The organism is Marinobacter sp. V032, assembly GCF_052645435.1.
The window spans coordinates 244553-268379 of record NZ_JBQXYE010000001.1 but is presented as its reverse complement, the minus strand read 5'-3'; the positions used below and the strand labels follow the sequence as shown (position 1 = coordinate 268379).

The 23827-nt window shown below is 56.8% G+C and carries 20 protein-coding genes; 14 read left to right on the top strand and 6 right to left on the bottom strand.

Annotated elements, in window-relative coordinates; genetic code table 11:
* Positions 1-14 precede the first annotated feature (14 nt).
* Genes ACUN9X_RS01230 through ACUN9X_RS01215 form a run of 4 tightly spaced genes read left to right on the top strand, consistent with a single transcriptional unit; the run spans position 15 to position 4883 of the window.
* On the top strand, positions 15-1817 hold the full coding sequence (locus tag ACUN9X_RS01230) for an acyl-CoA dehydrogenase (RefSeq protein ID WP_445471942.1): 1803 nt from the start codon (positions 15-17) through the stop codon (positions 1815-1817).
* Positions 1818-1854: 37 nt separating this feature from the next.
* Positions 1855-2964, top strand: coding sequence for a zinc-binding dehydrogenase (locus ACUN9X_RS01225; RefSeq protein WP_445471941.1), 1110 nt, complete (start codon positions 1855-1857; stop codon positions 2962-2964).
* Between the two features lie 44 nt (positions 2965-3008).
* Positions 3009-4424: an aldehyde dehydrogenase family protein gene (locus tag ACUN9X_RS01220; protein ID WP_260036960.1), complete on the top strand. Its 1416-nt coding sequence runs from the start codon at positions 3009-3011 to the stop codon at positions 4422-4424.
* Between the two features lie 27 nt (positions 4425-4451).
* Positions 4452-4883, top strand: a complete 432-nt coding sequence (locus tag ACUN9X_RS01215) for a hotdog fold thioesterase (protein ID WP_260036958.1) — start codon at positions 4452-4454, stop codon at positions 4881-4883.
* A gap of 98 nt (positions 4884-4981) precedes the next feature.
* Here ACUN9X_RS01215 and ACUN9X_RS01210 read toward each other — a convergent pair whose 3' ends face one another.
* The gene (locus tag ACUN9X_RS01210) at positions 4982-5596 is read right to left on the bottom strand and encodes a QsdR family transcriptional regulator (RefSeq protein ID WP_260036956.1); all 615 of its coding nucleotides are present in this window, start codon (positions 5594-5596) and stop codon (positions 4982-4984) included.
* A gap of 148 nt (positions 5597-5744) precedes the next feature.
* Between ACUN9X_RS01210 and ACUN9X_RS01205 the strand changes: the two genes are divergently transcribed.
* From ACUN9X_RS01205 to ACUN9X_RS01190, 4 genes are all read left to right on the top strand, one after another.
* On the top strand, positions 5745-7337 hold the full coding sequence (locus ACUN9X_RS01205) for a GGDEF domain-containing protein (protein ID WP_260036955.1): 1593 nt from the start codon (positions 5745-5747) through the stop codon (positions 7335-7337).
* A 168-nt stretch (positions 7338-7505) separates the two neighbouring features.
* A complete protein-coding gene (locus tag ACUN9X_RS01200) occupies positions 7506-8486 on the top strand; it encodes an NAD(P)H-dependent flavin oxidoreductase (RefSeq protein WP_445471940.1) in 981 nt (326 codons plus the stop codon).
* A 17-nt stretch (positions 8487-8503) separates the two neighbouring features.
* Positions 8504-9412: an SMP-30/gluconolactonase/LRE family protein gene (locus ACUN9X_RS01195; protein WP_445471939.1), complete on the top strand. Its 909-nt coding sequence runs from the start codon at positions 8504-8506 to the stop codon at positions 9410-9412.
* Between the two features lie 121 nt (positions 9413-9533).
* Complete coding sequence (locus ACUN9X_RS01190) at positions 9534-10157, top strand: outer membrane beta-barrel protein (RefSeq protein WP_445471938.1); 624 nt, start codon at positions 9534-9536, stop codon at positions 10155-10157.
* A 53-nt stretch (positions 10158-10210) separates the two neighbouring features.
* Here ACUN9X_RS01190 and ACUN9X_RS01185 read toward each other — a convergent pair whose 3' ends face one another.
* The 3 genes from ACUN9X_RS01185 to ccoM all read right to left on the bottom strand — a co-directional run bounded on the left by ACUN9X_RS01185 (position 10211) and on the right by ccoM (position 12782).
* Entirely contained in the window at positions 10211-11899 is a 1689-nt protein-coding gene (locus tag ACUN9X_RS01185) for a phytoene desaturase family protein (RefSeq protein ID WP_445471937.1), read from the bottom strand.
* 80 nt (positions 11900-11979) lie between these two features.
* The gene (locus ACUN9X_RS01180) at positions 11980-12567 is read right to left on the bottom strand and encodes a tRNA-uridine aminocarboxypropyltransferase (protein WP_445471936.1); all 588 of its coding nucleotides are present in this window, start codon (positions 12565-12567) and stop codon (positions 11980-11982) included.
* A 104-nt stretch (positions 12568-12671) separates the two neighbouring features.
* Positions 12672-12782, bottom strand: coding sequence for a cytochrome c oxidase subunit CcoM (gene ccoM, locus ACUN9X_RS01175; protein ID WP_279307060.1), 111 nt, complete (start codon positions 12780-12782; stop codon positions 12672-12674).
* A 248-nt stretch (positions 12783-13030) separates the two neighbouring features.
* On the opposite strand from ccoM, the gene ACUN9X_RS01170 reads away from it, so the two are divergent.
* Positions 13031-13942, top strand: coding sequence for a cation diffusion facilitator family transporter (locus ACUN9X_RS01170; protein WP_445471935.1), 912 nt, complete (start codon positions 13031-13033; stop codon positions 13940-13942).
* Positions 13943-14023: 81 nt separating this feature from the next.
* Complete coding sequence (locus ACUN9X_RS01165) at positions 14024-14344, top strand: potassium channel family protein (protein WP_445471934.1); 321 nt, start codon at positions 14024-14026, stop codon at positions 14342-14344.
* Positions 14345-14362: 18 nt separating this feature from the next.
* On the opposite strand, the gene ACUN9X_RS01160 is transcribed toward ACUN9X_RS01165, so the two are convergent.
* Positions 14363-16150 (bottom strand): mechanosensitive ion channel family protein, encoded by a 1788-nt coding sequence (locus tag ACUN9X_RS01160; protein WP_445471933.1) that lies wholly within the window; start codon positions 16148-16150, stop codon positions 14363-14365.
* Positions 16151-16453: 303 nt separating this feature from the next.
* Between ACUN9X_RS01160 and ACUN9X_RS01155 the strand changes: the two genes are divergently transcribed.
* Positions 16454-18139: a methyl-accepting chemotaxis protein gene (locus ACUN9X_RS01155; protein WP_260036941.1), complete on the top strand. Its 1686-nt coding sequence runs from the start codon at positions 16454-16456 to the stop codon at positions 18137-18139.
* A gap of 341 nt (positions 18140-18480) precedes the next feature.
* Positions 18481-19548: a BMP family ABC transporter substrate-binding protein gene (locus ACUN9X_RS01150; RefSeq protein ID WP_445471932.1), complete on the top strand. Its 1068-nt coding sequence runs from the start codon at positions 18481-18483 to the stop codon at positions 19546-19548.
* A 118-nt stretch (positions 19549-19666) separates the two neighbouring features.
* On the opposite strand, the gene ACUN9X_RS01145 is transcribed toward ACUN9X_RS01150, so the two are convergent.
* The gene (locus ACUN9X_RS01145) at positions 19667-21031 is read right to left on the bottom strand and encodes an amidohydrolase family protein (protein ID WP_445471931.1); all 1365 of its coding nucleotides are present in this window, start codon (positions 21029-21031) and stop codon (positions 19667-19669) included.
* Positions 21032-21756: 725 nt separating this feature from the next.
* Between ACUN9X_RS01145 and ACUN9X_RS01140 the strand changes: the two genes are divergently transcribed.
* Both ACUN9X_RS01140 and ACUN9X_RS01135 read left to right on the top strand, forming a co-directional pair.
* On the top strand, positions 21757-22776 hold the full coding sequence (locus ACUN9X_RS01140; RefSeq protein ID WP_445471930.1) for an ABC transporter substrate-binding protein: 1020 nt from the start codon (positions 21757-21759) through the stop codon (positions 22774-22776).
* Positions 22777-22780: 4 nt separating this feature from the next.
* The gene (locus ACUN9X_RS01135) at positions 22781-23776 is read left to right on the top strand and encodes an isopenicillin N synthase family dioxygenase (protein WP_445471929.1); all 996 of its coding nucleotides are present in this window, start codon (positions 22781-22783) and stop codon (positions 23774-23776) included.
* Positions 23777-23827: the final 51 nt, after the last annotated feature.

The window sequence follows — 23827 nt, the reverse complement described above, 5'->3', positions numbered from 1 at the left end:
AGCGGAGCGCTGCCATGCAACAGCATGTTATCAACACTCAGGATCTGGCGTTCCAGTTATTCGAATTGCACAAGACGGAAGATCTGCTGCGGTTTGATCGTTACGCCGAACACAGCACCGAAACCTTGCAGGCGGCGCTTGATCTCGCTTTGAAGGTGGCGGTGGAGACGTTTGCTCCCCACGCCCGTCTGGTCGATGAAGAAGAGCCGCGTTTCGAGAACGGCAAAGTGGTGATGCGCCCGGAGGTCAAGCGGGCGCTGGATGTGCTTCGCGAGACGGGTCTGATCGCAGCCGGCCAGAGCTTTGAACTGGGCGGGATGCAACTGCCGGTCGCTGTTGCCCAGATGTGCAGCGGTATGCTCAAGGGCGCGAACGTGGGGACACACGCCTACGCCGGTCTGACGTTAGGTGCGGCCAATCTGATCCTCGCTCACGGCAGTGATGAGCAGAAAGCGCGTTTCGCCGGGCCCATGCTGGAAGGCCGTTTTTTCGGCACCATGTGCCTGACCGAGCCTCATGCCGGGTCATCGCTTGGTGATCTGCGCACCCGCGCCGAACCGGTCGGTGACGGCAGTTATCGTCTCAAAGGCAACAAGATTTTCATCTCCGCCGGTGATCATGAGCTGAGCGATAATATCGTTCACATGGTCCTCGCGCGCCTGCCGGATGCGCCTCCGGGTGTGAAAGGCATCTCCCTGTTTATTGTGCCCAAGGTACTGGTCAATGATGACGGGTCACTGGGGGAGCGCAATGATGTCGCACTGGCGGGCCTGATCCATAAAATGGGCTATCGCGGCACCACCTCGACCATGCTGAACTTCGGCGAGAAAGAGGGTGCAGTTGGCTATCTTGTGGGCGAGCCCCACAACGGCCTGGCCGGTATGTTCCACATGATGAACGAGGCTCGTATTGGCGTGGGTCTCGGTGCCGTCATGTTGGGTTACACCGGCTATCTGCACGCGCTCGACTACGCCCGTGATCGCAAGCAGGGCCGTCCTTTTGGTGACAAGGATCCGCTGACCGATCAGGTGCCACTCATCCGCCATGCGGATATCCGCCGCATGCTGCTGACCCAGAAGGCCTACGTTGAAGGTGGGCTGGCACTGTGTCTTGAAGGTGCGCGACTGGTGGATGAGAAGCGCTATGGCGAGAATGAAGCGGATCGTGCCGAAGCGGCTGGCTTGCTTGACTTGCTGACCCCGCTGATCAAATCATGGCCATCGCAGTTTTGTCTGGAAGCGAACAGCCTGGCGATCCAGGTGCACGGGGGCTATGGCTACACCCGCGAATACCCGGTAGAGCAGTTTTACCGCGATAATCGCCTCAACCCGATCCATGAAGGCACCCACGGCATTCAGGGTCTGGATCTGCTGGGGCGCAAGGTCACGATGGCGGGCGGAGCGCATTACCAGGCACTGATTAAACGGATGCGGCGCTCTATCACCGAAGCTTCTGAAATTCCATCGCTCAAAGATAACGCTGGTCGCCTGGCATCTGCGATTGACGATCTGGTCGGCGCCACTGATGCCATCAGTGCGGTGCGCGGCGCGGGTGAAGCGGAACGTGCGTTGGCCAACGCCTCGCTCTATCTTGAAGCCTTTGGTCACGTCGTCGTAGGCTGGTTGTGGTTGCGTCAGGCTCAGGCTGCGCAGGTCGGGCTCGATACCGGCGGGCCCCAGACGGCTGATTTTTATCTTGGCAAACTCAAGGCGTGCGATTTCTTTGCCCGTTATGAGTTGCCGAAAGTATCGTCCCTGTCCGAATTGCTCAAGGAAGTCGACGGGACCGCGCTTGATATGGCGGATGAGTGCTTCTGAATACCCTGCTCTAAACATAATAATCAGGAGATAGACAATGACGCGTGAATCGAAAGCTGTGGTCTGTCGGGAATGGGGTAAACCCATTACCGTAGAGACCATTCAGGTTGCTGCTCCCCGGAAGAATGAAATCACGATCAAGGTTGCCGCTTGCGGTGTCTGCCACAGTGATTTGTCCGCCACCACCGGCAAGATCCAGTATCCGCCTCCGCTGGTGCTGGGCCATGAAGCCTCCGGCATTGTGATCGAAGTGGGGGAAGGGGTCACCGCCTTCAAGGAAGGTGATCACGTGGTCAGTTCGTTTATCTCCATGTGTGGTAAGTGCCGCCAGTGCGTCCGTGGGCGCCCGGTGCTGTGTGAAAATGCGCGCAAGGCGATGTTCACCCTGCCGGATGGCACCGTGCGAACACAGGACAAGGACGGCAACGACCTCAACGTATTCGGTGCCTGCGGAGTCATGGCGGAATACGCGACCTTGCACGTGGATAACGCCGTCAAGATCGATCCTGCCACGCCGCTGCCGCAGGCCGCACTGGTGAGTTGTGCAGTGGTGACCGGTGTCGGCGCGGTATTTAATACCGCCAAGGTTGAGCCGGGTTCGCGCACAGCCGTGTTCGGTGTCGGAGGTGTCGGGCTCAACGCGATTCAGGGCTGTCATACCGCCGGTGCGGAAATGATCGTTGCGGTTGATACCAGCGACAGCAAGCTGCAAATGGCCAAAGAATTCGGCGCTACCCATACCGTTAATATCAATGACGTCGAAGACGCGGCGAAAGCGGTGAAAAAGCTGACGGAGGGGGGTGTTGATTACGCCTTTGAATGCGTAGGCGCCGGTGCTGTTGTGGCACAGGCATACAAGTGCCTGGCCCGTGGCGGCACGACAGTCGTGGTGGGTGTGGCTGATCCGAAAGACAAAACCCAGTTCGGTACCCTGTCGATGCCTGCTGATGAGCGCACGATCAAGGGCAGTTGGCTGGGCTCTGCCCGGCCTCAGTATGACTTTCCGCGGATTCTCGGCCTCTACAACATGGGCAAGTTGAAGCTGGATGAACTGATTACCAAGACCTACAGCATCGACGAAGCGCCCCAGGCGTTTGACGATATGGTGGCAGGTAAAAATGCACGTGGCGTGATTGTATTTGAATGAGCACCCGAGGTGTCTCACAACAATCCGCAACCAGGGAGAGAGTCATGAACGACCTAAGCAAGCTGTACATTAACGGCCAGTGGGAAGCCTGGTCAGGCGACACCATTGATGTCCATGAAGCCGGTACCGGTGAGGTAATGGCGAAAGTGCCTGCGGCTGGCCGAAGTGATATGGAACGTGCCATTGCCGCTGCCCACGACGCGTTTGATAGCTGGTCCGAGTCTACTGTTGAACAACGGACCAAAGTGCTCGAGCAGCTTTTGGCCGGTCTCAAGGAGCGTGCACCTGAGATTGCCCAGGTTATCTGCCGTGAAGTGGGCATGCCGATCAAAATGGCGGGTCAGATTCAGGCCGGCTTGCCGGTGGCGATTACCCAGTCGTATCTCGACATGCTGCCAGCCTATGAATTCAGCGAGCAGGTGGGCAACTCCGAGGTCCAGTATGCCCCGGTCGGTGTTGTGGGGTGTATCACCCCGTGGAACTACCCGTTGCATCAGGTCATCCTGAAAGTCGTACCCGCCCTGGCTGCGGGCTGCACCATTGTGCTCAAGCCAAGTGAAATTGCTCCGTCCAGTGCCTACATTCTGGCGGAAATTATCGACAAGACGGACCTGCCTGCCGGCGTGTTCAACGTGGTGTGCGGCCTGGGTGAAGAAGTGGGCGATACCCTGATCAAGCATCCGGATGTGCGGATGGTGTCGTTCACGGGGTCAACCCGCACCGGTCACCTGATCGCCCATGCGGCGGCGGACGATTTCAAGCGCTATGCGTTGGAAATGGGCGGCAAATCCGCATCCGTTATCCTGCCGGATGCGGATTTGGCGGCAGCGGTCAAAGGCACCATCAACAACTGTCTGCTCAACTCCGGGCAGACCTGCACCGCGCTGACGCGCATGCTGGTGCCTGCGGACAAGCACGATGAAGCCTGCGAACTGGCAGCTGGCGTTATCGCCAAGATGGTGCCGGGTAACCCGCTGGAAGACACCACCCGTGTGGGGCCGCTCGCCTCTGCGCAGCAGCGCGACAAGGTGCTCGACTATATCCGCATCGGTCTTGAAGAAGGCGCGACGCTGGTCGCTGGCGGCGCCGAAAAACCGGAAGGCTGCGAGAAGGGCTATTTTGTGAAGCCCACCGTATTTGGCGGGGTTAAGCCCGATAGCCGTCTGGCGCAGGAAGAAATCTTTGGCCCGGTACTCTGCGTGATCCCTTATCAGGATGAAAAAGACGCGATCCGTATTGCCAATGGCACTGACTTCGGCCTGTCCGGCGCTGTCTGGTCAGGCGATGCAGCCAAGGCGAAAGCCGTTGCCGGAAAGCTCCGCACCGGTCAGGTGTTCGTCAATGGTGGCGCGTTTAACCCGCTGGCACCCTTTGGCGGATTCGGTTACTCAGGCGTGGGCCGGGAGTTCGGTAAGTGGGGACTCGAGGAGTTTCTTGAGGTACGATCTCTTCAACTTTGATTAGTTAGCTATGGGAGCGCGCATCGAATGAGCAGTATCTGGACAGTAAAACCGACGATTGAGGCCATTACCGAACAGTCCGCAAACACCGCGGTAACGACGCTCGGTATCGAGTTTACAGAAGTAGGGGATGATTTCCTCAGGGGCAGAATGCCGGTGGATGAGCGCACCATTCAGCCTGCAGGCATTTTGCACGGCGGCGCGTCGGTGTTACTGGCCGAGACGCTGGGTAGTGTTGCTGCCAATTGCTGTCTCAAAAAGCCGGGTCAGGCAGGTGTGGGGCTGGAAATCAACGCCAACCACATCCGTTCGATGAGCAAGGGCTGGGTGTACGGCACGGCGCGGCCTCAACACATTGGTGGCACCACCCAGGTCTGGGAAATCCGGATTGAAGACGAGGCCGGCAAGCTGGTGTGTATTTCCCGGATTACCATGGCGATCATTCAGCGCCCCGGCTGATCTGGCTGCATCAGTACTGAGCCCCGGCTGGAAACACCCGGGGCTTTTTATTGTCTGGCAAAAAACGGCGGTGGCGTCAGTGAGGCATTAGCGCAGGGCTACTTCTGAACGCTGCCGCCCAGCAGGATGCGAACGGCCTTGCAGGATTCCTCAAGTTCTTCGAGTTGCGGCTCACGTCCGCAGATGACATCGCTGTAAAGGCAGGATTCCGCCAGGCGGACCATGAAGTAGGAGAGGCTTTCCAGCTTCATGGGCAGCTTGAGCCGCCCTTTGTCCTGCTCGCTCCTGAGTAGCTGGGTATTGGCATTCACGGTACGGCTATGAACGGTGGAGCTCGCTGAGGTCAGAATACGCAACGCATATTCCGGATCGTGACTGATAAATCGCCGCACGGGCTCCGCATTGAGCAGTGTCAGATTGATGGTGCGGTAAACACCCACAACGTAATCGATCCCTTCGCCGGGGGTTTCACTGAGTGCTGATTTTCGAATCGGGTCGTAAAGGGACCAGAGCACATCTCCCAGCAGCAGATCCTTGTTACCTACCCAGCGGAATAGCGTGGCCCGGCCAATATTCAGTTCCTCCGCCAGAGACGCCAGGTGAATTTTTCGTCCTTTCAGCCAGTGTTCCCGGGCTTTTCGGAAGGCGTCGTCAGGAGTAGCCCGCTGCGCACGGACGGGAGCGTCGCCGGTACTGCTCGAATATCTAGCCAAAATATCATCCCTGCAAAAACACAGTTTGGAGCTGCTTGCTATTGTTGTGGTTATATTGAGTATACATTCCTCACAAAAATTACCTATAACTCAGATCACTTCGTGTCTAGTCTATTGACGTTTTAACGTATCCGTTTTCTGGCAGGTTATGATCCTATTTATTGCGGCGTTGTTTGCTACCGGCCTGGGCACTTCCCTGATTGCCCTGTTGGCTTTTTTTCGCCGGACAAATACCTGTGCAATAGCCGTTTGTGTTCAGATGATCGCGCTGAGCTGGTGGACCTTTTGTTATGCCATGCAGCTGCTGAACTCCTACTATCCCCAATACACACTCCGTCTTTTTGAAGACCCGCTGTTCTGGTTCAAGGCGCTATTTGTTGGTGCTGTTGTCGTCCCGGCCGGTTTGCTGGTTTTCATGCTTCAATATACCGGGAGCAGGCAGAGAATCGGCCCCCGGTTCCTGCTGCTGCTCTCGGTTGTGCCTGTTCTGACGCTGGTTATGGTGGCAACTGATAGCCAGCACCATCTGTTTCTTGGCGGTTTTCAGACCGGGCACAACGATACATTTGTCGGGGGCCCGGCTTTCTGGCTGCACACGCTCTACTCTTACGCCATCAGCCTGTTCGCACAGCTGCTCCTGATACGGTTTATTTTCACCGCGTCACCGGTTTATCGCCGGCAGGCTATCCTGCTGCTGATTGCGGCCCAGATGCCACTGGTGGCCAACCTGGTCTCTATTTTCCATTTGTTGCCTGAGCCGCTGCACCGGGTCGATATCTCGTCCTTTGGTTTTCTGGTTTCAGCGATTGTGATGTTCTATTGCATTCGGCATGAGGGGCTACTGAGGCTGCTGCCGGTGGCGAGGGCCACGATAGTTGAGCGCATGGAAGACGGGGTGCTGGTCACCGATGCCCGCTACCGGCTAACTGACTTCAACCGTGCGGCGGACGGCATGCTGACGCCGATCAGCCGGCTCCGGGCCGGCATCAATATTCTCGACAGTTTTCCGTTTCTGAATACCCGCACGGGTCCGGTGCAGGCAGAGCGCATGGACGTTACGTTGCAGGCAGCTGACAACTCGGACCTGCATTTCAGTGTCCAGCAAACAGCGCTCACAGGGTGGCGGGGAGAGTTGAAGGGTCACATATATGTATTTCGGGATGTGAGTGATCTCAAACGGGTGGAAGCCGATCTGCGAGAGCAGCTTAAGCAGAACGAAGTGCTGCGCCAGACCCTGAAAGAAGAATCGATACGGGATCCTTTGACCGGGCTGTTCAACCGTCGTTTGATGGAAGAAGCGCTGGATCGCGAATTGTCCCGCTCGGCGCGAACCGATGCCGGGCTATGCCTGTGCCTGATCGACATTGATTACTTCAAGCGTGTGAACGATACCTTTGGCCATAACGTGGGTGATCAGGTCCTGAAAGCGTTCGGTGAGGAGCTACTGGCCCTGACCCGGGATATGGACGTCGCCTGTCGTTACGGCGGCGAAGAGTTTCTGCTGATCCTGCCGATGGTGCCTGTCAGCGTCGCCGTGGCTCGGCTGGAAACGCTGCGAAACACGTTTTCAGCGCGTTCCTTCGGCCCGGATGGGCCTGCAAGTGTGGGGTTTTCTGCTGGTATTGCGATCAATCCGGAGCATGGTGCCGAACGGTTGGTGCTGCTGAAAAAAGCAGACCAGGCCCTGTATCAGGCGAAATCAGCGGGTCGTAACCAAACGCAGGTATACGTCGGAGATTGAGTCGTTTTCCCCTCTTTTCACGTCTCATTGCTGCATTTCGCTAACCCTCGATCATCCCTGGCATCCGGTGTCGTCTTACTCCCATTGATTCCTGTTGCGTGCTATGAATAATGAAATCACGTTTCAATAAATAAAACATACGCGCGAAAAATCAAAACGGGGTGTCCTGTGAAAACCAGAATTACCGAGCTATTCCAGATCCAGCATCCGATTATCCAGGGTGGTATGCATCATGTTGGTTTTGCCGAGTTGGCGGCTGCCGTGTCCAATGCAGGCGGACTGGGCATCATTACCGGACTGACCCAGCCGACCCCGGAAGATCTGGCAAAAGAGATTGCGCGTTGTCGGGAAATGACGGATAAGCCGTTCGGGGTGAACCTGACGTTCCTGCCATCGTTCAATGCACCGCCATATCCCGAGTACATTCAGGCCATTATTGAGGGCGGTGTGAAGGCAGTGGAAACGGCAGGCCGCAGTCCGGAGCAGTACATGCCGAGCCTGAAAGCTGAAGGGATCAAAGTCATCCATAAGTGCACCTCAGTGCGCCATGCACTCAAGGCCGAGAAGATTGGCTGTGATGCGGTCAGTGTTGATGGGTTCGAGTGTGGCGGGCATCCCGGGGAGGATGATATCCCCAACTTTATCCTGCTGCCCCGCGCTGCCGAAGCACTTACGATTCCCTTTGTTGCGTCCGGCGGCATGGCGGACGGCCGTAGTCTGGTGGCCGCAATGGCGCTGGGCGCGGAAGGTATGAACATGGGAACCCGCTTTATTGCCACCCAGGATGCACCGGTACACCAGAACGTCAAACAGGCCATAGTGGATGCCGACGAGTTGCAGACCCGGTTGATCATGCGCGGCCTGCGCAATACCGAGCGGGTCATGAAAAATGCCGCGGTCGATGAAATCATCCGGATTGAAGAACTCAAGGGTGATGCGATAGGTATTGAGGATATTCGGCACCTGGTGACCGGTGTTCAGGGACGCAAAGTACTGCAGGAAGGCGAAATGAATGCCGCCGCCTGGAGCTGCGGCATGGTGGCCGGCCTGATTCATGATATCCCCAGTTGTGATGACCTGATCAGTCGCATCATGAGCGATGCCGAATCAATCATTCGCCAGCGTCTCGGTGGTTTTCTGACATCGTAAATGGACGGGAGCTCAGCATGACAGATTCTCCGGAATTACTGGCCGACGGCGGCACCTTTTTTGAAGGTCCGCGCTGGCACGATGGTCGCTGGTGGGTGTCGGACTTCTATCGCCAGGCGGTCTATACGCTATCGCCTGCTGGGGGTGAGCTTGAGAAAGTGTTGGACGTGCCATCCCAGCCATCAGGGTTGGGGTGGATGCCGGACGGTTCTTTGCTGGTGGTCTCAATGCGGGACCATCAGGTACTTCGCCGTTGGCCGGATGGCAAGCTGACGACCCATGCCGATATCAGCCGCTATGCGACCGGCCATGCCAACGACATGGTGGTAGCCGCCGACGGTTCAGCGTGGGTCGGCAACTTCGGGTTTGATCTGATGGGTGGTGAGGAAATGCGTCCGGCTGCACTGGTGCACCTGGATCCCGAAGGCAATGTCTCACTCGCTGCAGAAGACCTCGCTTTTCCGAACGGTATGGTGATTCTGCCCGATGCCAGCACCCTGGTCGTTGGTGAGACCTTTGGCAACCGGATGACTGCATTTACGATCGCTGAAAATGGCGAACTGACGGAGCGTCGGGACTGGGCCGCATTCGGTGACAAGCCTGAACCCGGCCCGCGGGCCGAACTGTTGAAGCAGCTTGCGGTCGGGCCTGATGGTTGCTGTTTGGATCGTGATGGCCAGATCTGGATCGCTGACGCCTTTAATCAGCGTTGTATTCGCGTTGCCGAAGGCGGCGGGATTACAGCCGAGATTAAGGCACCGGCTGGCCTGGGCGTATTCGCCTGCATGCTGGGTGGCCCCGATGGGCATACGCTGCTGATGTGTTGCGCTCCGGACTCCAGCGCCACACGCCGGATGCGGGCTAGGGAGGCCAGTCTGTGGACTGTTCGGGTGACGAGTCCTGCAGCGGTGCATGTTGCTGAATAAATTACAGGTTTTTACATTTTTCCCTGTCAGTGTGGAAGCCTCGACCTTGGCAACCCGCTAAAATATCGCCTCCCTGAATGATCAGGTTGCGATATAGCACCACACATAAAAAAGGATTCCCATGACAGGAAGAAAAATGCTGCGCGCGAGTGGTCTGGTTCTAGGTAGCCTGGCTTTTATGACGACAGCCCAGGCTGACGAAGCCAAGTCAAAAGCCATGCCTTATGCCGGGGTATCGGTAGGCCAATCAATTGCCACCGACTTTTGCGACGATCTTGAGCCACTTAGCTGTGACGACAAGTCGCTGGCAGTGCGCGCCTACTTCGGTGCATCGTTCAGCGAATATATTGGTGGCGAAGTAGGGTTTACCTTCGTCGATGACGTTGAAGCGTCAGGCTCGGCCTTCGGAGCGTCTGCATCCCTTGCCAGTGGTTATCAGGCCTTTGACGGCACAATGCTGTTCGGTACTTCGCGGGATAACGACTTCCGGCTGTTTGCCAAGGCAGGGATCGTGGCCTGGAACTATGATTCAAAAGGCTATATCAGTGGTTCCGGGATGATGATCGTCGGTGATGAAGAAGAAAGTGGTGTCAGTTTTCGCACCGGTCTGGGCGCCCTTTACAACGTGACTGATAATGTTTCAGTGCGACTGGATTGGGATTTCATCCCCGATATCGGAGATGATGAAACCACGGGTGAAACAGATTTGCACATCCTGTCAGTAGGGCCTCAATTCCGGTTCTGATGACTCTCTGCCGGAGAGGGGCGTATCAGTGCTCTCTCCGGCAGAAATCAGGATTAAACCAGGCCGGGTTCAGCTTGTGTTGTGCCTGCCTTATCCACAAATATCCGCTTTGCCAGCCCCGCACCTTTCACGCCCTGTATCGACAACGTTGTTACCAGACCGCCAATCATCGCACCCACCACGCCACAGGTCAGAATGTCCTGTCCGGTTAGATAGAGCCCCGGGATACGGGTTTTCGGCCGTAACCAGGTCTGGTCGAATCGTTCCGGCGTGTGGTCGAGGCCGTAGATTTCGCCGCGGCTGTAGCGGCAGAACCAGTCCGTCGATAGCGGCGTCGAGGCTTCTACATAGTCCACTTTACCCCGCAACTGGGGCAGTTTTTCATAGAGTTTTTCCAGCAGGCGGTCGGTGACGACCTGCTTGAGCTGCTCGTATTCCTCGCCGCGCTTGCCCCAGGTGTCGTCTTTCCACTGTGCGAACATGTCGTAGGTGGTGGGTGCGACGATTTCGACGGTAGCGGTATCGGGATAGCGGCTCAGATAACTCGGGTCCTTGGCTGACGGAAACGAGATGTAGACCACCGGGAACTCGGAGTTGGTGTTATCCAGAAAACGTTCGACGTTGCGGTCGTGGTGTTCGTCCGGATAAATCCAGAAATTGGTTTTCGGCAACCCCAACTCCGCTGCCGTGCCTTTGAAGCCAATATACAACCCGATATGGGACATCGACGGCTGTATCGTCTGGCGCGTGCGGGGGTAACCGCTTTTACGCACGGCGGCTTCAGGTAACAGGGTTTCAAAGGTATTGATGACGCCGGCATTACTGATGATCAGCTCGCTGCGAATCTCGTGGCCATCGGCCATGCGAACGCCACAGGCGCGTCCGTTTTCGACCAGAATATTGGTGACATCGGCGTAGGTGAAAACATCGCCGCCGCCCTGCTGAGTCACCGGAATAATAGTGTTGGCCATCTCCGATGCCCCGCCGACCGGGTAGTAGCCGCCGTGAACATAATGTTTGGCGATCAACGCATGAATCAGGAAACTTGATTGCTTCGGGGTGACACCACAATCGCCCCATTGGCCGGTGATCGCGCCGATCAGGGCTTGGTTATCGGTCAGTCCCGAGAGTACCTCGTAAGTGGTTTGATTGAAGTAACGGGGCAGGGCGAGGCTGACGGCTTTGCCGACCAGCGGAGCTGTCATTGTGGGTGCCAGCTTGGACATGGTGTAGATCTGCATACCCGACGACACTTTACCCAGCAACCGAATGTACGCATCTATGGCTTTTTCTTCTTCCGGAAAGGCCTCGACCAGCGATGCCCGAAATTGTTCTTTGCCTGCTTTCAGGTTGACGATTTTATCGCCGAGATAGAACCGGTCGTAGGTTTCGTCCATTGGTGCCCACTTGAGCTGGCCGTCCGTAATGTAATCGAACAGTTTGCGAGCCAGTGTGTTGGGCGATCCCATATCGCCGATGTAGTGCACGCCCACATCCCACTCATAGCCGTTCCGGGCATAGCTGTGGGTAAACCCGCCGGCCGTGTAGTGTTGCTCCAGCACCAGCACCTTCTTGCCGGCCTTTGACAGGCAGGCCGCTGTGGTGAGGCCTCCGATGCCGGAACCAATCACGATGGCATCATAATCGTCGTCAATACGGCTGGCACGATAGCGGCGACCGATGCGGATGGTGCTGGGCTTGAGGCCTGCGCTGGTGTTTTTTTCAGGAGTGCTCGTGGTCATGTCGAGGTGCCTTCTGTCTCGTTATTATTGTGTTGTACGGGTCACGGCAGTATAGCGCTATCAGAAACGCAATAGCGTAATCAGTCGTACCGCTGCCGGACTTTAGGCGGCATCTGCGCGAGTTGGCGTTTGACTAACGTGTCCAGCGCGGCATACAGCGGATCGTAATCGCAACCGGGCGCGACCTGGGACAATAGATGGGCGATGGCCTCGACGGTGGAGACGCTGTCATCCCGGGAGGCTTTGCGGATGCGGTAGCGTGAAGGCGGTGCGGCATTAAAGTGGAACTGCGGCAGCGCGTTGAGCCAGGGGTTGCTGAGAAAAATACGGGACGCCTTGCGCCAGGTGCCATCCAGAATAATCCATTCCCGCACCTGTGCGACGGGGGCGGATTCCAGCGCGGCGCTGGCGGTGGTGGGATAAATCAGCCCCATGGGAATCTGTTGGCTGCGAATGGCGAGCGGTTCGAAATCAGCCGGTGTTTCGCCCACCAGTACCCTTAAATCGGGCAGACACGCGGTGGCGATCCTCAGTGTCCCCTTGTTTTGTGCCACTTCTGATGGATGCTGTAATACCCAGAGCGGCGGAGCTCCGCTGATCGGCTGACAGGCATCGCAGACACAAATGTTGGGATGAACCCCGCAACGGGGACAGGGTGCTTGTCGCATGGAGCTCCTGACACTTTTTCGGCGCAGCCATGAGCGGCCGCCCCGAACCGGCTCCATCATAGCGCCGACCGGTGGCAGGTGAAACTCCCGGGATATCGCTCGGGCTATTTGTGCTTGTGGGAGTCCTTGTAGATGAAGTAACCCACGCCCCCAAAGAATACGAACAACAGTGAAACAGTGGCCATGCCGGCGATAACAACAGTGTCCAGATACATGATGAGTACCTCCTGATATAAGTTGATATGACAACTTTATCCCGGCTGGTGGGCCGCCTGTTTGACCTGAATCAACTGCGACCTCGATAAAATTTGATCTGGATCAGTAAAGCGCGCGATAGCGGTTTTGCCGTCACCCGACCCGATGGGTACTAACACGGATAGCGCGGCGCCGGGGCTGCTCTATGCTTGCCGCGATTGCTGGTTGCTACAGGGTTGTAGCAGGGCATCTCTGAATGAGGTTTGCGATGAATAAAACGTCCCGTCTTGAAAGCCGGCTACTGCAGATATCGGTCTGGGGTGCGCTATTCGTCACGGTTCTGGGATTGTTCTGGGGCCTGGCCATCAAATCCAGCGTGATCCTGTTTGACGGCATCTATTCGGGCGTCAGTATTTTTCTGTCGATCCTCTCGATAGTGGCGCTGTGGATGGTCAATCGTCCCCATGACAACACCTTCCAGTTTGGCCGGGTCGCGCTGGAGCCGTTGATCGTATCGCTCAAGGCGATCGTCATTATCGGTGTCTGTATCTATGGTGTGGTGACCGCACTGGTTCTGATTCTGGATGGAGGCAATACCGCCACCAGTTCGTTGTCGGGCATGCTCTATGCGTTGATTTCGATGCTGACCTGCCTGGTGGTGTGGCTCTATCTCAAAAGCAAAGGCGCGGACCTGCCGGATCTGGTGCAGGCAGAATCAGAGCAGTGGATGGCCGATCTGGTTTTCAGCACCGTGGTGCTGGCCAGTTTCTGTCTGAGCTTCGGTCTGTCCTATACCGACTGGCGCGCGATTGTTCCCTACATCGACCCGGGGATGGTTGTCGCGGCGTCCGTTTTCTTTATCAGGGTGCCGGTGAGCCGATTGGTCTATAGCGTCCGCGAACTGTTAATGATGGCGCCTTCAGAAGATCTGCAGGAAGACCTGCGGACGCGGATTGACGCAGTAGCGGCCAATCATCGGCTGCCCAATGCGGTTATTCGGATGGCCAAAGTCGGGCGGGAGCTGGCAGTGGATATCACGTTCATTACGCCAAACGACTTCGGGCCGGTTGATATCGGTGAGCTGGATAACGTGCGTGAAGAGCTTTACGGATCGCTGTCGGAAGCGGGCTTCAAGCTCTATATGAATATCGTCTTTACCAAGGAGAGACGTTGGGCCTGACCCTTCAGGTGCGTTCCGTGACAGGCTGAAGCCTGATGATTATGATTCAGATACCGTCACTGCCCGGATCCCGGAATTGTTATGGCGTTTACCTCCCAGTTTGTTGTGTTGTTTTTTGAGCGCTTGCTGCAGGCATCGCCGGTGCTTACGTTCCTTGCTGTGCTGATTCTTGTACTCGGTTTATGGGCCGGCCGGATTGAAGGCTGGCGCTGGCAGGACGCGCTCTACTGGGCCTGCATCACCGGTACCACAGTCGGCTATGGCGACCGTGTGCCCAAGCGCAGCATACCCCGTTTTCTGGCGGTGGTGATCGCGCTGGTCGGGCTGGTGCTGAGCGGGCTGGTGGTCGCGATTGCCGTCAGCGCAGGGACCGAGGTGTTCAGTCACCTCGGCCGCCACTGACCGCAATCGCGCGTGCCCTTACGATGACCTGTCTTTTGGCAGATTAGGTTTGGGTGACTTGTTGTCCTGAGATCGGGTTTCTTCCGGATCGTCCCCGTTGCCCGTCTTATCGCCGCCGGCTGTGTCGGCAGGCGGCGCAGCCGGAGCCGCGTACCAGGCTTCTTTGGGCACCAGTTTGGGTTCTTCCGGGTCAGCAATATAGGATGGCGTCATAATGGCCACGCCATATTCGTTGAACACGTCCAGTATGTTGCGATGCAATTCGGCATAGCGATGGAACCTGTGCGCCGGCTTGTCGACATACACATTCAGTTCATACACCACGGCGAAGTCGCCCAGCTCCTTCTCTAGCACGAAGGGAGCGGGTTTGTTGCGGATGTTGCGGGTGCGCCCGGCGGCCTCTTTCAGCATGGCTTCGACCTGCCGCCAGGGTGTTTCGTAGCCGATACCGACGGTGGTGTGCAGTACCAGACCATCGCCGGATGATGACCGGCTCAAATTGTTGACCGGGCTGTTCAGAATCAGCGCATTGGGAAGCACAATTTCCTCATTGCGCACGGTGCGCAAATGGGTCACCAGCAGCCGCGTTTCCTCCACTACACCAGTGTATTCACCCACCGAAATCAGATCGCCGATCCGGAATGCCCGCCGATAAGTCATGGCATAGCCCGCAACGATGCTTGATACCGCCGAAGACGCGCCCAGTGAGACCATAATACCGAGCAACAGCGACAGCCCCTGGAATGCGGCGCTGCCGGAGCCGGGAATATAGGGATAAGCCAGCACCGCGGTAAGCAGAATGACGAAGAAGCGCAGCAACTTGAATGTGGGCTGGGCCCATTCAGGGTCAAACTCGCCGAGTTGAACGCGCCCGCGCTCGACGCCTCTGAAAAACAGGTGCATCAGCTTGATCAGGTAACGGGCGACGGCAATCAGAATGATCAGGAAGATCAACTGCGGCAGATAGTTGATGAATGCCACCGTAATGGAGGTCAGCGGATCGACCACCATATTGAGCAGGATATTGGCGGTGGACCGGGTCCAGGGGAACTGGTACAGCACAAACTCGACACACAGGTAGGCGAGTATCAAAACCGTTGCCGTGCGGATGAACCTGAGCAGGCCGGTGACAGCGCCCCAGATGTTTTCTGCCCGAACCACCTCGAACGACTCGATCTTCAGGTCTTGTACCCGCCGCTTGTATCGGGCTTCAAGAAAGGCCAGCAGACGCCGGAACAGTACAATAATCGCCCAGATAAGCACGCCGGCGATCAGCACTGCCGCGCCGGCGTATAGCAGGGCCTGAAACAGGTACGCGGATGTCCGGTGGCTGCGATAAGCAGTAATGGCGCTGGCAATCCGGGTTTTGAATACTTCACTTACTTCTGCAATCGGTGCGCCTTCGATACTTGCATCGATGGGGAAAATCACCAGCAACCGGCGTTCACCTGCCATGATGTTGACGCGGTTGTCGCCGCTGACCAGCTTCACGTCCTCCGGCGCGATCCCGTCATCTCTGGCGGCTTCAGCGATGCGGCTGGCGACGTTGCCGGCCCGTTCTGTCGACGGGAAGGAGTTGGTGCCGGCGAGGCGAAACAGGACTTCACCGTCAATGGTGACCGGTGAGACGTCGGTTTGTGCTGGATCTATATCGTCATCCTGAGCCTGCGCCGGCGTTACCAGACCGATCAGTCCGAATAACAACAGACACATCGCCAGAAGTTGTCTGGTGTGACGCAAGAGTTTGGGGGTGGAGGTGCGACGCTGCGCCTCAGGGCCTTGAGGCGTTGGCTTGTCTGGATACATCCTGAATAAGGTCCTTGCTGAGATGCGAATACCTTAACTATGGCCCGAAATTGAGAATTTTCCTGCCTTTTTACCAGAATCTGTCGCATTCGCGGATCACAGCGCGTGCCTCGCTCAGCAGGGACGTTAAACGGTTTTGTTATGACTGTGTAACTTCGGCTGAAGAAATCTGCGCAATGGCCGCTATAGTATGTGGTGTTTGCATCTATCTCGCCCCAGCGCCCCACAACTTGGCGCAATGGGGCCCGTGATACCACCACGGATAACAAAAAACTGTTTAGCCATACCTACGGGATCCTGACAATGACAATACTGAACCGGCTGCGCATTCGCTCACGTCTGATGCTGGCGACAATCGTACCCGTACTGCTGACCGCAGTTGTAATGAGCTGGATGACTGTGAACCAGTTAAAGACCAACGGTGACCACGAAGTCGAACGACTGCGTGAACAGATCATGGAAGCTCGCCAGGAAGGTCTGAAGAATGTAGTCGAGGCAGCCCGATCGGCGGTACTTCAAGCCAAGAGCGATCCCTCGCTAGCCGAATCAGAAGCAAAGACGCAGGCCCGGGATAGAATCCGGGCGATCGGCTTTGGCAACAACAATTATGTGTTTGCCTATAGTCGCGACTTGATCAATCTGGCATACCGCCCCGACCCGACTAAGGAAGGGCCTGCATTGTTGCGTGACAATGCGACCGTTCGGAAACTGGTTTTGACGCTGTTTGATGCGGCCGAAAAGGATGGCATACATGGTTATGAGTGGGCGAATCCAGCGTCGGGTAATACGGAACCCAAGGTGTCCTATTCCGTCGTTATTCCCGGCTGGGACTGGTTGCTGGGTGCGGGTGTCTATGTCACGGACATAGACCAGAAAGTTGCAGCGGCCCGGGAAGAAATCGATGCCGAAGTGGTCAGTGCCATGACATCCATTTTGTTGGCGACACTGGTGATCGTCGTTATCGCTCTGATACTCGGCGGTTTCGTGGGGCTGAGTGTCACACGTCCGATCCAGGCTGTAAGCCAGACCATGCGCGAAATTGCCGAAGGCGAGGGTGATCTGCGTCAGCGGTTGCCGGATGAGGGTAACGACGAGCTATCGGAGCTTGGGCGCCGCTTCAATGCCTTTACCATCAAGATCCAGAACACAATCCGTGAAGTGGGCTCGACGACCGATCAGGTTGCATCGGCGGCTGAAGAACTGAGCAGTGTGGCCAGCGAAACCCGCTCATCGGTGCAGGAGCAGGGTTCTGAAACGGATCAGATTGCCTCGGCGATCCATGAAATGTCGGCCACGATTCAGCAGATTGCCGGCAATGCCAATTCCGTAGAATCGGCCGCATCGGATGCTGACCGCCTGGCGAAAGACGGCGGTGAAACCATTACCCACGCCCAGTCGGCAGTGAACGCTCTGTCGCAAGAGATCGCCCAGACCGCCAGTAACATCGACAAGCTGGCGGAGAAGACGGATGACATCCAGCAGGTGCTGGACGTGATTCATGCGGTGACCGAACAGACCAACCTGCTCGCGCTGAACGCTGCGATTGAGGCGGCCCGTGCAGGCGACCACGGTCGGGGATTCTCGGTGGTTGCAGACGAAGTGCGCCAGCTTGCCCGGCGCAGTGCGGAATCGGCCGACCAGATTCGCGAGATGATCGATGGCTTCACGACCGAATCGCGGGCTGCAGTTGAACGGATGCAGGCCTCCCGGGCACGTTCCGGTGAAACGGTTGAGCGCATCAACCACGCAACGGACACCCTGCGTACAATCGAGAAATCGGTCGGGCAGATTCACGATCAGGTGACCCAGATCGCCACTGCTGCTGAGGAGCAGAGCCACGTTTCTGAAGAAATTAACCAGAACGTCGTGCGAATTGTTGAAGCGGCTCAGCGCAGTGATACCGGCGTCACCCAAACGACTGAAGCGAGTCAGGAACTGGCACGACTCAGCGAAAACCTGCGCGGCCTGATCAGCCAGTTCAAAGTCTGAGGGCGTATACCGCTCGCCATACCGTTCCACGCCCTGCCTGCAATATAAGCAGGCAGGGCGCCTTCTTTATGCTCACTTTTGGTGCTGCTCGTCATACTCTCTGGTATTTTCTGCTACCTTAAAATAGCTAACTGACTCTATATCAGTGGTTTACTCGATTTCCTGAACATTTGGCCAGCTTTTTGCTCGATGCAAAGAGTAAAGAGTGATGACAATGCCAATTCACGTTCGGTGCTGGTCACCGGTCGGGAACAGGTCCTAACGGCTCCGGGGTGGAGGCACGCTGCTGCCGTAACGTGGATAAGTACTAAAAAAGTAATTCATAACAGGAGAGTGCACGTATGCGATTGTTTAAAAAGCTGGCGCTGGTGGCCGCACTGGTTCTGCCGATGCAGGCCTTTGCTGAAGACCCGATGAAAGTCGGTTTCGTTTATGTCGGACCGGTGGGTGACCACGGCTGGAGCTACCAGCATGATCAGGGGCGTCTGGCTCTTGAAGAGCACTTCGGCGATAAAGTGCAGACCACCTATGTAGAAAATGTCAGTGAAGGGGCTGATGCAGAACGTACCATTCGCAAGCTGGCGCAGGCCGGCAACGACATTATCTTCACCACGTCGTTCGGTTTCATGAACCCGACCGCACGGGTAGCAAAAGAATACCCGGATAAAACCTTCCTGCACGCGACCGGCTACAAGCGGTCAGAGAATATGGGAACCTACCTGTCCACAACCTACGAGGGCCGTTATGTTTCCGGTACGGCTGCGGGTATGGTTACCAAGACCAACAAGCTGGGATTCATTGCATCCTTCCCGATTCCTGAAGTGATCCGCGATATCAATGCTACCTTCCTGGCAGCCCGCAAGATTAATCCTGATGTTGAGCTGAAAGTGGTCTGGGTCAGCACCTGGTTTGACCCTGCCAAGGAAGCGGATGCCGCCAATACTCTGATGGATCAGGGCGTTGATGTGATTATCCAGCACACAGACAGTCCGGCTGCGATGCTGGCAGCCGAAAAACGCGGCATCTGGGCAGTAGGCCAGGCATCGGACATGTCCCGTTTCGGGCCCGAAGCGCACCTGCTGTCGGTAGTGGATGACTGGGCGCCGTACTACATCCAGACAGTTCAGCAAGTTATGGACGGCACCTGGAAATCTGAAGACTACTGGGGCGGCATCCATGAAGGCGATATCAAAATCGCCAGCATCAGTGATCGTCTGACTGACGAACAGCGCAAGAAGATTGACGACACCATCGAAGCCATTGGTAACGGTTCACTGCATCCGTTTGCCGGCCCGTTGAAAGACCAGTCAGGCAAGCTGCGAGTGCCTGAAGGCAAGGACATGACGAAGGAAGAGTTGGCCGGTATGAATTGGTATGTCGAAGGTATGACATCGACTCTGCCGAAGTAAGAGGTTTCAAGGGCAATGACCGCGGGAGATCGCACTTCCGCAGTTATTGCTGTCTCCCTTGGCCCGACGCATCTCTGCGCCGGGCTTTTTTGTGGGTGTTAAATTGGTCCCGGAGTGGTTAGCTGACCCGCGCCAGCAGAGTGTTCACGCTGGCCTGCACACTTGCCACCAGCTCGGCCTCATCCAGCCCCTTCACCTGCCCGTCCCGCACTACCGGTTTGCCATTGATAAAACTGTGCTTGACGGCGGTGGGCTCGGCACAGAGCAAGGGCGCCATCAGCGGAGTGTGAACACCTGAAAAGCGGGGTTTACGAATATCGTACAGCACAAGGTCAGCAGCCTGACCGACTGCGATCTCGCCCAGGTCGTTGAGTCCCAGCAACCTTGCTCCGTCCCGGCTGCCCCAATGGAGAACAGTTTCCAGATGGGTCGCGTCAGGCCCGTGAACGGCGCGGTGAAGCAGCCAGGTCAGGTTCAGCTCCTGCAGCATCGACCCGGACTCGGACGAGGCTGAGCCATCAACGCCGATACTGATGGGCGCGCCTGCCTGCTGCAGTTCAATCACCGGCGCGACGCCGCTGCCGAGTCGGCAGTTTGAGGTGGGGCAGTGGGCAATGCCCGTGCCGGTAGCTGCCAGCTTGCTGATGGCGTAGTCGTCGGCCTTTACCAGATGAGCAAACCAGACGTCCGGGCCCAGCCAGCCGCAATCAGCTGCGTAATCAATAGCCTTCATGCCATATTTTTGCAGCGACTGCTGCTCGTCATAGTCCACTTCCAGCAGGTGGGAGTGACGGCGGATACCGTGCTGGCCAGCCCATTCGGCAATCGTTTTCAGGCTTTGGGGTGAACTGGAGTGAATCAGGCTGGTGGGCGCTGCAACCAGCTTGCGCATGGCATTGCCGCCTTCCTGATGGTAACGGGTGCGACTGTGTTCCATCCGGCTCATTACCTGATCCAGTGTTTCCGGCACAACACCGCCCCGTGCCATGCCCTTGTGGCTGCCCTGCTCGGTTGCACTGCCCCGGCACAGCACCAGTCGAATGCCGAGATCGTCCGCCGCCTGCCAAACGGCATCTTCCAGTTCCTGCGACGTGTCCCGGTGATAGAGATAGTGATGATCAGCGCAAGTGGTTGCGCCCGAGCGGAGCAACTCGTAAAGGCCCAGGCGGGCGGCGTGGTACATCAGATCAGGTGTGATATGAGGCCAGAACCGATAAGGCACGGAGGCAAGCCAGTCACCCAGGCCCTGGTTAATACCGCCCGGAATCCCCTTGAGGATAGATTGCGCCAGATGATGGTGGGTGTTGACCAGCCCGGGGTAAATGACACACCCACGGGCGTCAATGATCTGCTCCGGGTAATCGTTGGTTGGCGTGAGTTGGCGGCCGATTTCGGTGATCCTGCCGTCGGCGATCCGAATGTCTGTGGCACTGGGGTGCTGTTCTGAAAACAGCGCGATGGCATTGCGAATCAGGTAGTTCATGGTCATTCCTCTACTGATCGGACCCGGTAAGGCCCGAATCTGAAAAAAAGAGCAATGTCCCGGTGCCCGATAAGCTGGCTGCAAAACGTTGTGGGGCAGTCGTTCTGCAGTAGCCTCTTCAACTTGAAGGCGGGGTAACCTGACCGCTTCTACTCTTGAAAACGATGGATTAAGTGCTGCCTCATTTATGTTGCAGCGCTCTGCACTCTTGAGCACTTATGCAAAGCAATAACCTTTCCATTTCTCTGAAGCCCGGCCCGTCCGGTCTACCGTGTTATCACCGCCCGTAATCCGGTGCTTTATTTCGCAGCACGGTCGCGTGATTGTGGATTATCTTGGTGCAGTTTGAAAAGCTGTCCGGTTGGTCAGGGTGGGGTGCTTTCCTGTCAATGCTATGTGGCGCGCGGGTTCTTCAGTTCTGGCATGTCGGATGCTTTGTTGAAGTCAGGTGATGGACCCCTGAGAAGGCTCGGTGCGCAAACGCATTGATCGCCCGGGGTCCTGCCTGAACGTGACTGAGTAGAAGCGGTCAGGTTCCTTCACATTCAGGAACCCGGGCATTGCTCATCGCGCGACCGGCTTGCTATAGGGCAATGGCGGAGCGTGATGGCAAGGGTGATCCGGTTCCGACCTCCACTTGCTGTGTGCTCTTCGACTGTCGCCACGCCAGACCGGTTTCATTGATGGCGCGTGATGCGCTGATTCTGACACTCGGAGACTAGCAAATGACAAGCATGAAAAAGGCATGGGGATTTATCCCGAAAACACTGGTGCTGGCGGGGATGATGATGGGCTCGTCAACGCTGCTGGCGGCAGACAAGGTCACCTTCCAGCTTGACTGGCTGCCAGGCGGTGACAAGGCGCCGGTTTATGTGGGGCTGGAGAAGGGCTTCTTTGCAGAGCAGGATCTGGATGTCAGCATCTCTCAGGGTCGGGGTTCAACCGATGCCCTGACCAAGCTGATGACCGGTCGTGCCGATGTGGGTCTTTCCGACCTGGTTGCATTGCTGCAGGCGCGAGCCAACGACAATATCCCGGTAAAAGGCATCTATTCGGTCTTCAGCGAAGCGCCTCATGCGTTCTACACCTTGAAAGGATCGGGTGTCGACAGCGTAAAGGATATTGCCGGCAAGACTGTAGCGACCTCGCCGTTCACCTCGTCAAATGTTTTCCTGCCCCTTTTGCTTGATATTAATGGTGTCGATAAGGACAGCGTCAAACTGGTCAAAACCGACCCGGGGGCACTGAACCCGATGCTACTCACCGGCCGCACTGATGTGGTGATCAGCTGGATTACCGATAAGGAAAAGTACGCCGCTGTGGCGAAGACTGCTGGCAAGGAATTGCAGGTGTTGCCCTGGTATGACGCGGGGCTGAAGTTCTATTCAACTTCGGTTATCGCCAGCGAAACATTTCTCAATGAGCGTCCCGATGTTGCGCGTCGATTTGTAAAGGCCTACGCAAAAGCCGTCGAGTACACCTGGGCTCACCCCAATGAAAGCGGTGAAGCTGTGCATAATGTCGTGCCGGAAGTGGATGCCGCGCTGGCAGCCGATACCATTCGCTCCATCGAATCGCTGGTGTATAACGAGGCCAGTTCAGAGCAAGGTATGGGTGTTTTCAACCCGGAGCGCCTTGCGACCACCTGGAAGTGGACGGCTCGTGCACAGGGTATTGATGTCGCATCGTTTGATCCGGAAACCGCGGTGGATCGTTCCTTCATGCCTGAGCCTGCGGCGGAGTAAGACAATGAAATACGGGATGAAAGAACTCGAATTCGAAAGCACACTTGGCGGTGAAGGCATTGAAACCGACCGGCGCCAGATTCCATTGATCGACCTGAGCGATTTTGCGAACCGCCGCGAAGCGATCACCGAGCAGCTTTGGCAGGCAGCGAGCGACGTTGGATTCTTCCAGCTGGTGAATCACGGCCTGGATATTGAACGGGTTCGCGAAGCGTTTGCGGCAACCGAAGCCTTCTTTGCGCTGGATCAGGACACCAAAGGCCGGTTCCCGCTCAAGCAGGGGCTCAATGCCGGCTGGGAGTTCATGTCGCAGGTGCGCCCCTCAACCGGCACGGCTGACCAGAAAGAATCCTATCAGGCGACGCTGCCTCATATGGATGATCTCTGGCCGGGCCAGACGACTTTGCCGGAGTTCCAGCGAATTATTCTGAATTTTGAACACAGTGCCTGGCAGGTGGGCATGGCGATTCTGTCGTGCTTCGCTGACAAACTGGGCTTTGAACGCGACTTTTTCACCAGGGCCCATGATCGCAGCTCACCGGAATATCAGAGCACCCTGCGCCTGTTGCATTACCTGCCGATGGCGGACGACGCGCAAGCGGAGCCGGGCATCTGGCGCGCCGGTGCCCACACCGACTTTGACTGCCTGACGATGGTGTTCCAGAAAGAAGGCCAGGGCGGTTTGCAGGTATGCCCCGGCAAGGACGCACGTAGCAGCGATCAGCAGGAGTGGAGCAGCGTGGTGCCCCGTGATGATGTCATAACCTGCAACATCGGCGACATGCTGATGCGCTGGAGCGACGACAGACTGAGATCCACACTGCACCGCGTGCGGATGCCCAGGGCCGGTGAATACCGTGGCCCGCGCTACAGCATGGCGTTCTTCTGCCAGGCCAATAAAGACGTCATGATTCAGGGGCCGGAAAAGAAATACCCGCCGATTTCGGCCCGGGATTATCTGTTGCAGCGGATCAACGCGAACTTTGCTGCGAAGATGTGATGGCGGCCAGCCATTGAACTGGCAATTAAAAAGCCCGCAAGTTCGTGAGAA

Excerpts from the sequence above, each read along its gene's own strand:
- ACUN9X_RS01135 (WP_445471929.1), top strand. The coding sequence starts at position 22,781 with ATGAAATACGGGATGAAAGAACTCGAATTCGAAAGCACACTTGGCGGT.
- ccoM (WP_279307060.1), bottom strand. The coding sequence starts at position 12,782 with ATGTATCTGGACACTGTTGTTATCGCCGGCATGGCCACTGTTTCACTG.
- ACUN9X_RS01215 (WP_260036958.1), top strand. The coding sequence starts at position 4,452 with ATGAGCAGTATCTGGACAGTAAAACCGACGATTGAGGCCATTACCGAA.
- ACUN9X_RS01225 (WP_445471941.1), top strand. The coding sequence starts at position 1,855 with ATGACGCGTGAATCGAAAGCTGTGGTCTGTCGGGAATGGGGTAAACCC.
- ACUN9X_RS01165 (WP_445471934.1), top strand. The coding sequence starts at position 14,024 with ATGGCGTTTACCTCCCAGTTTGTTGTGTTGTTTTTTGAGCGCTTGCTG.
- ACUN9X_RS01195 (WP_445471939.1), top strand. The coding sequence starts at position 8,504 with ATGACAGATTCTCCGGAATTACTGGCCGACGGCGGCACCTTTTTTGAA.
- ACUN9X_RS01140 (WP_445471930.1), top strand. The coding sequence starts at position 21,757 with ATGACAAGCATGAAAAAGGCATGGGGATTTATCCCGAAAACACTGGTG.
- ACUN9X_RS01180 (WP_445471936.1), bottom strand. The coding sequence starts at position 12,567 with ATGCGACAAGCACCCTGTCCCCGTTGCGGGGTTCATCCCAACATTTGT.
- ACUN9X_RS01190 (WP_445471938.1), top strand. The coding sequence starts at position 9,534 with ATGACAGGAAGAAAAATGCTGCGCGCGAGTGGTCTGGTTCTAGGTAGC.
- ACUN9X_RS01230 (WP_445471942.1), top strand. The coding sequence starts at position 15 with ATGCAACAGCATGTTATCAACACTCAGGATCTGGCGTTCCAGTTATTC.
- ACUN9X_RS01155 (WP_260036941.1), top strand. The coding sequence starts at position 16,454 with ATGACAATACTGAACCGGCTGCGCATTCGCTCACGTCTGATGCTGGCG.
- ACUN9X_RS01185 (WP_445471937.1), bottom strand. The coding sequence starts at position 11,899 with ATGACCACGAGCACTCCTGAAAAAAACACCAGCGCAGGCCTCAAGCCC.
- ACUN9X_RS01205 (WP_260036955.1), top strand. The coding sequence starts at position 5,745 with ATGATCCTATTTATTGCGGCGTTGTTTGCTACCGGCCTGGGCACTTCC.
- ACUN9X_RS01170 (WP_445471935.1), top strand. The coding sequence starts at position 13,031 with ATGAATAAAACGTCCCGTCTTGAAAGCCGGCTACTGCAGATATCGGTC.
- ACUN9X_RS01220 (WP_260036960.1), top strand. The coding sequence starts at position 3,009 with ATGAACGACCTAAGCAAGCTGTACATTAACGGCCAGTGGGAAGCCTGG.
- ACUN9X_RS01145 (WP_445471931.1), bottom strand. The coding sequence starts at position 21,031 with ATGAACTACCTGATTCGCAATGCCATCGCGCTGTTTTCAGAACAGCAC.
- ACUN9X_RS01150 (WP_445471932.1), top strand. The coding sequence starts at position 18,481 with ATGCGATTGTTTAAAAAGCTGGCGCTGGTGGCCGCACTGGTTCTGCCG.
- ACUN9X_RS01160 (WP_445471933.1), bottom strand. The coding sequence starts at position 16,150 with ATGTATCCAGACAAGCCAACGCCTCAAGGCCCTGAGGCGCAGCGTCGC.